8 protein-coding genes, 2 tRNA genes and 1 pseudogene are annotated in these 12,319 nt (G+C 43.4%); 10 read left to right on the forward strand and 1 reads right to left on the reverse strand.

Features of this window, described 5'->3' with window-relative positions:
* Positions 1-245: 245 nt before the first annotated feature.
* Positions 246-3,467 carry a carbamoyl-phosphate synthase (glutamine-hydrolyzing) large subunit gene (gene carB / locus NXV01_RS08120; protein WP_148366581.1) on the forward strand — a complete coding sequence of 1,074 codons (3,222 nt, stop codon included), beginning with the start codon at positions 246-248 and terminating at the stop codon, positions 3,465-3,467.
* A 196-nt stretch (positions 3,468-3,663) separates the two neighbouring features.
* Here carB and NXV01_RS08125 read toward each other — a convergent pair whose 3' ends face one another.
* Positions 3,664-3,795 (reverse strand): hypothetical protein, encoded by a 132-nt coding sequence (locus tag NXV01_RS08125; protein ID WP_255518787.1) that lies wholly within the window; start codon positions 3,793-3,795, stop codon positions 3,664-3,666.
* A 145-nt stretch (positions 3,796-3,940) separates the two neighbouring features.
* On the opposite strand from NXV01_RS08125, the gene yaaA reads away from it, so the two are divergent.
* The 9 genes and pseudogenes from yaaA to NXV01_RS08170 all read left to right on the forward strand — a co-directional run bounded on the left by yaaA (position 3,941) and on the right by NXV01_RS08170 (position 12,265).
* The gene (yaaA, locus tag NXV01_RS08130) at positions 3,941-4,714 is read left to right on the forward strand and encodes a peroxide stress protein YaaA (protein WP_259022136.1); all 774 of its coding nucleotides are present in this window, start codon (positions 3,941-3,943) and stop codon (positions 4,712-4,714) included.
* Between the two features lie 3 nt (positions 4,715-4,717).
* Entirely contained in the window at positions 4,718-5,263 is a 546-nt protein-coding gene (locus NXV01_RS08135) for a sugar O-acetyltransferase (protein ID WP_148366579.1), read from the forward strand.
* Positions 5,264-5,450: 187 nt separating this feature from the next.
* A tRNA-Val gene (locus NXV01_RS08140) sits at positions 5,451-5,525 on the forward strand.
* Positions 5,526-5,560: 35 nt separating this feature from the next.
* Positions 5,561-5,635 (forward strand) — tRNA-Val (locus NXV01_RS08145).
* Positions 5,636-5,776: 141 nt separating this feature from the next.
* The gene (gene purB, locus NXV01_RS08150; protein WP_195648650.1) at positions 5,777-7,123 is read left to right on the forward strand and encodes an adenylosuccinate lyase; all 1,347 of its coding nucleotides are present in this window, start codon (positions 5,777-5,779) and stop codon (positions 7,121-7,123) included.
* Between the two features lie 74 nt (positions 7,124-7,197).
* Positions 7,198-8,675, forward strand: a pseudogene (locus tag NXV01_RS08155) (pseudouridine synthase).
* A 105-nt stretch (positions 8,676-8,780) separates the two neighbouring features.
* The gene (asnS, locus tag NXV01_RS08160) at positions 8,781-10,184 is read left to right on the forward strand and encodes an asparagine--tRNA ligase (RefSeq protein ID WP_148366576.1); all 1,404 of its coding nucleotides are present in this window, start codon (positions 8,781-8,783) and stop codon (positions 10,182-10,184) included.
* A gap of 139 nt (positions 10,185-10,323) precedes the next feature.
* On the forward strand, positions 10,324-10,815 hold the full coding sequence (locus NXV01_RS08165; protein WP_195648648.1) for a DUF4488 domain-containing protein: 492 nt from the start codon (positions 10,324-10,326) through the stop codon (positions 10,813-10,815).
* 250 nt (positions 10,816-11,065) lie between these two features.
* Complete coding sequence (locus NXV01_RS08170) at positions 11,066-12,265, forward strand: glycoside hydrolase family 88 protein (RefSeq protein WP_259023440.1); 1,200 nt, start codon at positions 11,066-11,068, stop codon at positions 12,263-12,265.
* Positions 12,266-12,319: the final 54 nt, after the last annotated feature.

The following is a 12,319-nucleotide window of genomic DNA, read 5'->3' on the forward strand; positions in this document are numbered from 1 at the left end:
TTTTGTCATGTGCAAAATATGTCGTTACTTTGCACAAATTTTGAAATCGACAATGAATCAACAGGAAATCAGAAGTAAGTATTATCTACATTCGGATGTTTTGCACCCGGAAACGGCAGACTTCTTCTCTTTTCTCCAAAAACGATATTTTAGTTCTTTGGTAATGCGTTAATCCTTTTTTGAGGGTAACGCATTTTTTTTATGGACGAACTTAGAAATAACAACTTATTATAACAACAAAAGAAATGGAAAAGGAAATCAAGAAAGTTCTCGTTTTGGGTTCTGGAGCACTCAAAATCGGACAAGCCGGAGAGTTCGACTACTCAGGCTCACAAGCACTGAAAGCTTTGAAAGAAGAAGGTATCAGCTCAGTATTGGTAAACCCGAACATCGCAACCATTCAGACTTCTGAAGGTATTGCCGATAAAGTGTATTTCCTTCCCGTAAATACTTATTTTGTAGAAGAAATTATCAAGAAAGAACGTCCTGATGGTATCTTGCTGGCATTCGGCGGACAGACTGCGTTGAACTGCGGTGCGGAACTCTACACACAGGGTATTCTTGATAAATACGGAGTAAAGGTGCTTGGTACATCGGTAGAAGCTATCATGTATACAGAAGACCGTGATTTGTTCGTGAAGAAACTGAACGAAATCGAGATGAAGACTCCGGTTAGCCAGGCAGTAGAAAACATGGAAGATGCCATCGCTGCTGCACGCAGAATAGGTTATCCTGTCATGGTACGTTCTGCTTATGCATTGGGTGGTCTTGGTAGCGGTATCTGTGCCGACGAAGAAGAATTCCTGAAACTGGCTGAAAGTTCCTTTGCTTTCTCTAAACAAATTCTGGTAGAAGAATCTTTGAAAGGCTGGAAAGAAATCGAATTTGAAGTGATCCGTGACGCTAACGACCATTGCTTCACAGTAGCCAGCATGGAAAACTTTGACCCGCTGGGTATCCATACCGGTGAATCCATCGTAGTGGCTCCTACCTGTTCACTGGATGATAAAGAATTGACTCTGTTGAAAGAACTTTCTACTAAATGTATCCGTCACCTCGGTATCGTGGGTGAGTGTAACATTCAGTATGCTTTCAACTCTGATACGGACGACTACCGTGTGATTGAAGTAAATGCCCGTTTGAGCCGTTCTTCTGCATTGGCGTCTAAAGCTACCGGTTATCCGTTGGCATTCGTTGCTGCTAAAGTAGCACTCGGCTATACACTCGACCAGATCGGTGAAATGGGTACTCCGAATTCAGCATATTCAGCTCCTGAACTTGACTATTACATCTGTAAGATTCCTCGTTGGGACTTGACTAAGTTTGCCGGTGTATCTCGTGAGATCGGTTCAAGCATGAAGTCGGTAGGTGAAATTATGTCTATCGGTCGTTCTTTCGAAGAAATCATCCAGAAAGGACTTCGTATGATTGGTCAGGGGATGCACGGTTTCGTAGGTAACGACGAACTGCACTTTGACGATTTGGATAAAGAACTTTCCTGTCCGACTGACTTACGTATCTTCTCTATCGCACAGGCCATGGAAGAAGGTTACACTATCGAACGTATCCACGACCTGACTAAGATCGATCCCTGGTTCCTTGGCAAACTGAAAAATATCGTAGACTACAAAGCTAAATTGTCTGCTTATAATAAGGTAGAAGATATTCCGGCTGACGTGATGCGTGAAGCGAAGATCTTAGGTTTCTCTGACTTCCAGATTGCCCGCTTCGTCTTGAACCCGACTGGAAATATGGAGAAAGAAAACTTGGCTGTACGTGCTCATCGAAAAGCTTTGGGTATTCTTCCGGCTGTGAAACGTATCAATACCGTCGCTTCCGAACATCCGGAACTGACTAACTACCTGTATATGACTTATGCAGTAGAAGGTTATGATGTAAACTATTATAAGAATGAAAAATCAGTAGTGGTACTGGGTTCGGGTGCTTACCGCATCGGTAGCTCGGTTGAGTTTGACTGGTGTTCGGTAAATGCCGTTCAGACAGCCCGCAAGTTGGGTTACAAGTCAATCATGATCAACTACAACCCTGAAACGGTTTCTACTGACTATGATATGTGCGACCGTCTGTACTTCGACGAACTTTCGTTCGAACGTGTACTCGACGTAATCGACCTTGAACAACCTCGCGGTGTGATTGTCTCTGTAGGTGGACAGATTCCGAACAACCTGGCTATGAAACTTTACCGCCAGTCGGTTCCTGTACTAGGTACTTCTCCGATCTCTATCGACCGTGCTGAAAACCGTAACAAGTTCTCCGCTATGCTCGACCAACTAGGTATCGACCAACCGGCATGGATGGAACTTACCAGTCTCGAAGAGGTGAAAGGATTCGTAGAAAAAGTAGGCTATCCGGTATTGGTTCGTCCTTCTTATGTTCTTTCGGGAGCTGCAATGAATGTTTGCTACGATGATGAAGAATTGGAGAACTTCCTGAAGATGGCTGCCGAAGTTTCTAAAGAATACCCGGTAGTTGTTTCTCAATTCCTTGAAAATACAAAAGAAATTGAATTTGACGCTGTTGCCCAGAATGGTGAAGTGGTGGAATACGCAATTTCCGAACACGTGGAATTTGCCGGTGTTCACTCCGGTGACGCTACACTGGTATTCCCGGCACAGAAGATTTACTTTGCAACGGCACGCCGTATCAAGAAGATCAGCCGTCAGATTGCCAAAGAACTCAATATCTCCGGTCCGTTCAATATCCAGTTCCTGGCTCGTAACAACGAAGTGAAAGTTATCGAATGTAACTTGCGTGCTTCTCGTAGCTTCCCGTTTGTGTCTAAAGTTCTGAAACGTAACTTCATCGAAACAGCTACCCGTATCATGCTGGATGCTCCGTACTCACGTCCGGACAAATCTGCGTTTGATATCGACTGGATTGGTGTAAAAGCTTCTCAATTTTCTTTCTCTCGTCTGCACAATGCCGACCCGGTATTGGGTGTGGATATGTCTTCTACGGGTGAAGTTGGATGTATTGGGGACGATTTCTCTGAAGCATTACTGAATTCGATGATTGCTACCGGATTCAAGATTCCTGAAAAAGCGGTTATGTTCTCTTCCGGTGCCATGAAGTCGAAGGTGGATTTGCTGGATGCTAGCCGTATGTTGTTTGCTAAGGGATATCAGATTTATGCTACTGCCGGAACTGCAGCTTTCCTGAACGCTCATGGAGTAGACACAATTCCGGTTTATTGGCCGGATGAAAAACCGGGTGCAGAGAACAACGTGATGAAGATGATTGCTGACCATAAGTTTGATTTGATCGTTAACATTCCGAAGAATCATAGTAAGCGTGAATTGACGAACGGCTATCGTATCCGTCGCGGTGCGATTGATCACAACATTCCATTGATTACAAATGCTCGTCTGGCAAGTGCCTTTATCGAAGCATTCTGCGAATTGAAATTGGGTGATATTCAGATCAAGAGCTGGCAGGAATATAAATAAACTGTTTTAGTCGTTTATTTAAGAAAAAGAACTCTTTCTTTGGCTTGTTCAAAGAGAGGGTTCTTTTTTATGTGCCTTGCTACTGGTAGTTCCGCACTGTGAAACTAGAGTTTCGTCGGTGTGAAACTAAAGTTTCATCGGTGAGAAACTGGAGTTTCACCAGTGAGAAACTAAAGTTTCAGTGGCTGGAAACTAACTAAACTAAGGCTTCCTTGATTTCATCATCCGAAGGGATGAAAGTCTTATAGCGGAAGGATGCATTGATAAAGTGTGACGGCATGGTGACGGAAAATGGTGCTGTCACCATGCCATCACGTCTTGCTGTCACAGTCTTACTTGTTTATAGTCAATGCATTATTAGGCTTTGGGTGACGGATGACAGCAACTTGTAATATTTAAAATCTCTAGTAGAATGTTTTTTTGCTTTTTATTATTTACTTTTGTTTCTTGAAAAGATAAAATCAGATTTAGCAATGTTAGTACTTCTATCTTGTGCCAAGACTATGAGTGAAACTTCAAAGGTAAAAGTTCCTTTGAAGACGGTTCCACGATTTCAAAAAGAAGCTTCCGGGGTTGCTTTGCAAATGTCACAGTTTTCGGTGGACGAACTGGAGCGTCTGTTGCGTGTGAATGCTAAGATAGCTGTGGAAAATTACAAGCGTTATCAGGCTTTTCATGCAGAGGGTACACCGGAACTGCCAGCTTTATTGGCTTATACCGGAATTGTGTTCAAACGGCTGAATGCAAAAGATTTCTCGAAAGAAGAATTTGAATATGCACAGGAACACCTGCGGCTGACTTCCTTTTGTTATGGGTTGTTGAGGCCTTTGGATGTCATTCGTTCCTATCGGTTGGAAGGAGATATAGTGTTGCCTGAACTGGGCAATCAGACGATGTTCTCTTATTGGCAGTCTCGCCTGACGGATGTGTTCATAGAAGATATAAAGAAAGCCGGCGGCATACTTTGCAATTTGGCCAGTGACGAGATGAAGAGTTTGTTTGATTGGAAGCGGGTAGAAAAAGAGGTGCGTGTCATCACTCCCGAATTTCAGGTCTGGAAGAATGGAAAATTGGCTTCAATAGTGATATATATCAAAATGTCCCGTGGTGAAATGACACGATTCATTCTGAAGAATCGAGTTGAAAATCCGGAGGATCTGAAAGGCTTCTCTTGGGAAGGATTTGAGTTTAACGAATCTCTTTCGAATGAAAAGATGTTTGTATTTACTAACGGTAAAGAAGTATAAAGTATGACGGAAGTTGAGAAGATGCGTAGTAGCCAGTTGGCTGATATGTCTGCACCGGAATTGCAGGTACGTTTTGAACATGCCAAAAAACTATTGGCACGTATGCGGGGAATGAGTACATACGATGCGGGGTATAGGGAATTATTGGAAAAGTTGGTGCCGGGGATTCCTGAAACTTCTATTATATGCCCGCCTTTCCATTGCGACCACGGAGACGGAATTAAGTTGGGTGAACATGTGTTTGTTAATGCCAATTGCACTTTCCTCGATGGAGGATATATCACGATTGGTGCTCACACACTGGTCGGCCCTTGCGTGCAAATTTATACGCCGCATCATCCAATGGATTATCAGGAAAGAAGAGGCTCTAAGGAATATGCTTATCCGGTGACGATTGGTGAAGACTGCTGGATTGGCGGCGGCGCTATTATCTGTCCCGGTGTGACGATCGGTAATCGTTGTGTGATAGGAGCGGGGAGCGTTGTGACGAAAGATATTCCCGACGACAGTGTTGCAGTCGGGAATCCGGCACGTGTGATTCGTAAATAGGTTGCTTTATCTATTAGAAGGACTGGACGAAGTGAAAGTTGCAAGAAAAAAAACTTTTTTGTATTATTTGTTGATAATCAGAGCTTTCCTTTATTAGACAAAAACTTTCTTGAAAAATAATACATGAAATGTTTGCAGAATTCAAAAAATGCCGTACCTTTGCATCGCTTTTGAAACGGAAGTGTAAGGGCGTTTAGCTCAGCTGGTTCAGAGCATCTGCCTTACAAGCAGAGGGTCGGCGGTTCGAATCCGTCAACGCCCACACAAAAAAACGAAGCACTTCCGGCTCATTAACAAGGGCGTTTAGCTCAGCTGGTTCAGAGCATCTGCCTTACAAGCAGAGGGTCGGCGGTTCGAATCCGTCAACGCCCACACAAAAAGAAGTCTTACGGATGAATTCGTGAGACTTTTTTTTATTTCTTACCTCTTTTATACAAACTTTCTTTCTCCTTTTACCTTATAACTCAGGAAAAAGAGTTAATTTTGCAGTCTGATAATTATCTAAGAAAACGTATGGAACTTGATGTATTGACGGCCATATCTCCGATTGATGGTCGATATAGAGGCAAAACTAAAGCTTTGGCAGCTTATTTCTCTGAATTTGCACTGATTAAATACCGTGTACAGGTAGAGGTGGAATACTTTATCACCTTGTGCGAACTCCCTTTGCCGCAATTAAAAGGAATCGATAGCAACGTGTTTGAAACTTTACGGAATATCTACCGTAACTTCTCTGAAGCAGACGCACAGCGCATTAAAGATATCGAAAGTGTAACTAACCACGACGTGAAGGCCGTAGAATACTTCCTGAAAGAAGAATTTGACAAGATGGGCGGAATGGATGACTATAAAGAATTCATCCACTTCGGACTGACTTCTCAGGATATTAACAATACGTCTGTTCCTCTTTCTATCAAAGAAGCATTGGAACAGGTTTACTATCCGTTGATTGAAGAGTTGATTGCGCAGTTGAAAACTTATGCAACAGAATGGGCTAACATTCCGATGCTTGCCAAAACTCACGGTCAACCGGCTTCTCCTACTCGTTTAGGCAAGGAAGTGATGGTATTCGTTTACCGTCTCGAACGTCAGCTGGCCATGTTGAAAGCATGTCCGATTACCGCTAAGTTTGGTGGTGCTACCGGAAATTACAATGCGCATCATGTAGCTTATCCTCAATATGACTGGAAACAATTCGGTAATCGGTTTGTTGCAGAAAAACTGGGGCTGGAACGTGAAGAATATACTACGCAGATTTCGAACTATGATAACCTCTCTGCTGTTTTTGATAGCATGAAGCGTATCAATACAATTATGGTCGATATGAATCGTGACTTCTGGCAGTATATCTCTATGGAGTACTTTAAACAGAAGATCAAAGCCGGAGAAGTGGGCTCAAGCGCCATGCCGCATAAAGTGAATCCGATTGACTTTGAAAATGCGGAAGGTAACCTGGGTATAGCAACGTCTATCCTGGAACACTTGGCTGTGAAACTTCCTGTTTCCCGTTTGCAGCGCGACTTGACAGACTCGACAGTGCTGCGTAATGTAGGTGTGCCTTTCGGTCATATCGTGATTGCCATTCAGAGTTCTTTGAAGGGATTGCGTAAACTGTTGCTGAACGAACCGGCTATCTATCGTGACTTGGATAACTGCTGGAGCGTAGTGGCAGAAGCTATTCAGACCATTCTCCGCCGTGAGGCTTATCCGCATCCGTATGAAGCTTTGAAAGCTTTAACCCGGACCAATCAGGCTATTACAGAAAGTTCTATTAAAGAGTTTATCGAAGAATTGAATGTAAGCGAAGATATTAAAAAAGAGTTAAGAGCAATCACTCCCCATACTTATACGGGGCTTTAATTGTTTACTTATATAATAAACGTGTTTTTAAATAGGCCGTGAGGCCAAAGTCTAATTTTATTCGAATAAAAAAAATGAGCACAGAAAACGAAGAATGGCGCGAAAATTCTTTCAATGAAGAGAATACAGGTGCCGGCCGTGATGGTAACAGGTCTTACAACAGAGAAGGTGGAGAACGTCCGTATCGTCCTTCTTACAACCGTGAAGGCGGGGATCGTCCGTATCGCCCGCGATTTAATGCCAACAATGAAGGAGGCGAACGCCCGCAGCGTTCGTATGGTGACCGCTCTTATGGCGATCGTCCCCAACGTCCTTCTTACAATCGTGAAGGTGGCGATCGTCCGTATCGTCCTCGCTTCAATAACAATAATGAAGGAGGCGAACGCCCGCAACGTTCTTACAACCGCGAAGGTGGTTCTTATGACCGTCCCCAACGTCCTTCCTACAATCGTGAAGGTGGTTCTTATGACCGTCCCCAGCGTCCCCGTTTCAATAGCGGCGAAGGTGGTGACCGTCCTCAACGTCCTTCTTACAACCGTGAAGGTAGTGACCGTCCGTACCGTCCCCGTTTCAATAACGGCGAAGGTAGCGACCGTCCTCAACGTCCTTCTTACAACCGTGAAGGTGGTGACCGTCCGTATCGTCCCCGTTTCAACAACGGTGAAGGTGGTGGCTATCGTAGCAACAACGGTGGTGGCGGCTATCGTCCGAGATACAACAATGACCGTTCACAAGGAGGCTATCGTCCTCGTCCGCGTACCGGCGATTATGATCCGAATGCTAAGTATAGCGTAAAGAAACAGATCGAGTACAAGGAACAGTTTATTGATCCGAATGAACCGATCCGTCTGAATAAGTTCCTGGCTAATGCCGGTGTTTGTTCACGTCGCGAGGCTGATGAATTTATCACGGCAGGTGTGGTTTCTGTAAACGGTGAAATAGTAACGGAATTGGGTACAAAGATCAAACGTTCGGATGTGGTTAAGTTCCACGATGAACCGGTAAGCATCGAACGTAAGGTATACGTATTGTTGAATAAGCCGAAAGATACGGTTACTACATCGGATGATCCGCAGGAACGCCGTACGGTAATGGATCTGGTAAAAGGCGCTTGCAACGAACGTATTTATCCCGTAGGACGTCTTGACCGTAACACGACTGGTGTACTCTTGCTGACGAATGACGGTGATCTGGCTTCCAAGCTGACACACCCGAAATTCCTGAAGAAGAAAATATATCATGTTCATCTGGACAAGAACCTGACAAAAGCGGATATGGATCAGATTGCAGCTGGTATCCAGTTGGAAGATGGCGAAATCCATGCAGATGCAATCAGCTATACAGATGATTTCAAAAAGACCAGGTAGGTATCGAAATTCACTCCGGTAAGAATCGTATCGTTCGCCGTATTTTCGAATCACTGGGTTACAAAGTAGTGAAACTCGACCGTGTGTTCTTCGCCGGACTGACCAAAAAAGGGCTGCGTCGCGGAGACTGGCGTTACCTGTCGGAAGCAGAAGTAAACTACCTCCGTATGGGATCGTTTGAATAATAAGTCAATAAATAACAACTTGACAGAGGACGAGGAAAGAGAGCAGGAAAGAATGAACCCTGTAATTGAAACCTCGTCTTCTTGTATCTAAAAAGAAAAAGTTAAATGGAAAAGATTGGTAGAACAAAAATTGTTGATCTGTTGAAGCGCACAGATATTGGCGCGATGGTCAATGTGAAAGGATGGGTTCGCACCCGCAGAGGTAGCAAACAAGTAAACTTTATCGCACTGAATGACGGTTCTACAATAAATAATTTGCAGGTCGTAGTAGATTTGGCTAATTTCGATGAAGAGATGCTGAAACTGATTACTACCGGCGCTTGTATTAGCGTGAACGGAGAAATGGTAGAGTCAGTAGGTTCCGGTCAGAAAGTGGAAGTACAGGCTCGTGAAATCGAAGTGCTGGGTACTTGTGATAATACATATCCATTGCAGAAGAAAGGTCACTCTATGGAGTTCCTGCGCGAGATTGCTCACTTGCGTCCGCGTACGAATACGTTTGGTGCTGTGTTCCGCATCCGTCACAACATGGCGATTGCTATTCACAAGTTCTTCCATGAAAAGGGCTTCTTCTATTTCCATACACCGATCATTACGGCTTCCGATTGTGAAGGTGCCGGACAGATGTTCCAGGTGACTACCATGAACCTGTATGACTTGAAGAAAGACGAGAGAGGCTCTATCTCTTATGAAGATGATTTCTTCGGTAAGCAGGCAAGTTTGACCGTTTCCGGTCAGCTGGAAGGTGAGTTGGCTGCTACTGCTTTGGGAGCTATCTACACATTCGGTCCTACGTTCCGTGCCGAAAACTCCAACACTCCCCGCCACTTGGCAGAGTTCTGGATGGTTGAGCCGGAAGTTGCTTTCAACGATATTACAGACAATATGGACTTGGCGGAAGAGTTCATCAAATATTGTGTGAAATGGGCGTTGGATAACTGTGCGGATGATGTGAAGTTCCTCAACGATATGTTCGACAAGGGCTTGATTGAACGTCTGCAAGGTGTATTGAAAGATGAGTTCGTACGTCTGCCTTATACAGACGGTATCAAGATTCTGGAAGAAGCTGTTGCGAAAGGCCATAAGTTCGAGTTCCCGGTTTACTGGGGCGTGGATTTGGCTTCTGAACACGAACGCTTCCTGGTGGAAGAACACTTCAAACGTCCGGTGATTCTGACTGACTATCCGAAAGAAATCAAAGCCTTCTATATGAAGCAGAACGAAGATGGTAAGACTGTACGTGCAATGGACGTTCTTTTCCCGAAGATCGGTGAAATTATCGGTGGTTCCGAACGTGAAGCGGACTATGACAAGCTGCTGACCCGTATTGAAGAAATGCACATCCCGATGAAAGATATGTGGTGGTATCTGGATACCCGTAAGTTTGGTACGTGTCCTCATTCCGGTTTCGGACTTGGTTTTGAACGTCTGTTATTATTCGTTACAGGTATGGCGAACATCCGTGACGTGATACCGTTCCCGCGTACACCGAGAAATGCTGATTTCTAATATTTCGGTATATTTATGTAAAACTCGCATAATCTTTGGGTTATGCGAGTTTTTTTATGTCTTTGATAGTTATATTCTCAAAATAAATATTTATATTTGGACATACGCCTTCGAGAGTGTTAACTAAAATCATACGACAATGAAAAAGCTCTTTTTCTTTACCATGCTTTCAATGATGTTGTTAGCGGTAACAGGTGCGATGGCCCAGAAGAAAACAAAATTCAAAGCGGCCGATTTAAAAGGTATTTGGCAGCTCTGCCACTATGTGTCGGAATCTCCCGATGTTCCGGGAGCATTGAAACCCAGTAATACATTTAAAGTGTTGAGTGATGACGGACGGATCGTGAACTTTACCATTATCCCCGGTTCGGATGCCATCATTACAGGATATGGAATGTGGAAACAACTGACGGATGATTCTTATAAAGAAAGTATCGAGAAGAATATTCATCTGCCAATGTTGGATAATCAGGATAATATCCTCGAATTTGAAATAAAAGACAATGATTATCTGTGTCTGAAATATTTCATCAAGAATGATTTGAATGGAAACGAGTTGAATACCTGGTATTATGAAACTTGGAAACGGGTGGAGATGCCGGCTAAATTTCCGGAAGATATTGTGAGATAAGCAAGGTTCGCAGACTGAAACAAAATTGCGCACATCCTCTTTTTTAAAGAAGGTGTGCGCAATTTTTGTATGATTATATGAGAATAGACAAAAACAAAAGTGTTTTGGACGAAATCTACATTGACGCATATGGAATCAAGGATGAAAAAATAGATATATAAAGCCTTTCTTTTCGGCAATCCCTAATTTTGCTATCGGTAAAGATGAGACATTAAATCTAAAATAAATCATTAAAACTATAAATATGGAAATGAAAAGAGAGTTGTATATGGCGGTTTTGGGAATAGGTCTGCTGACCGCTTGTGATATTCCTAAAGCGGGTACGCCGGAATGGTTTGAAACTGCGGTGAAAACATCCGGTCATCAGTTACTTTATATGGCGGATCAGTTGAAAAATGTACCTGACACAGTTTGTTTTCCACGTTCTACCAAGGCGGATGGAAGTTACCGTCTGGAAAATGCCAAAGACTGGACAAGTGGTTTTTATCCCGGTTCCATGTGGCTGGCCTATGAGATGACAGGGGATGAGGCGTTGGCGAAGGAGGCCCGTAAATATACGAACCGTCTGGAAGATATTCAATATTATACAGGAAACCATGATATTGGCTTTATGATGTATTGTAGCTACGGACAGGCGTTTCGTTTGAAACCGGAACCGAAAGATAAACAGGTTTTGGTGAATTCTTCCGAGAGCCTTTGTACACGTTTCAGTCCGGAAGTCGGCTTGATTCGTTCCTGGGATTTTGGGGATTGGAGTTACCCGGTGATTATTGATAATATGATGAATCTTGAGATGCTTTTCTGGGCATCCGAACAAACCGGAAATTCTAAATATCGTGATATTGCGATGGCTCACGCTGACAAAACCTTGAAGAATCATTTTCGTGAGAACATGACTTCCTATCATGTAGTCAGCTATTCCGTACCTAGCGGGAAAGTGGAGTCTAAAGGAACTTTCCAAGGATATTCCGATTCTTCCGCCTGGGCACGCGGACAAGCATGGGGAGTGTATGGTTACACGATGTGTTACCGCTTTACGAAAAATTCCGCTTATCTGGAAGCTGCGCATAAGATTGCCCGATTTATAATGGAGAACCGTCCTTCGGAAAATGATTATATTCCTTACTGGGATTATGATGCACCGGATATTCCGAACGCCCCGCATGATGCTTCCGCCGCGGCTGTTACCGCTTCCGCTTTGCTCGAACTATGCGGATATACAGATGATAAGAATCTAAGTAACAGTTATATGGAGTATGCGGAAAATATATTAAAACAGCTTTCTTCACCGGATTATCTGGCGAAGGAGAATGAGAATAAAGGATTCATTCTGAAACACTCGGTGGGTAGTTTTCCACATGATAGCGAGGTGGATGTACCGTTAAACTATGCGGATTATTATTATCTGGAAGCATTAAGACGATATAAAGAATTGAAGAAGTTCGGCTAAACAAGAATGAATATAGAATGAAAAACGCTTAACTGCTAGATTATAAATAACAAA

The sequence above is a fragment of the Bacteroides sp. BFG-606 genome, assembly GCF_024788145.1.
Lineage (GTDB): Bacteria > Bacteroidota > Bacteroidia > Bacteroidales > Bacteroidaceae > Bacteroides > Bacteroides vicugnae.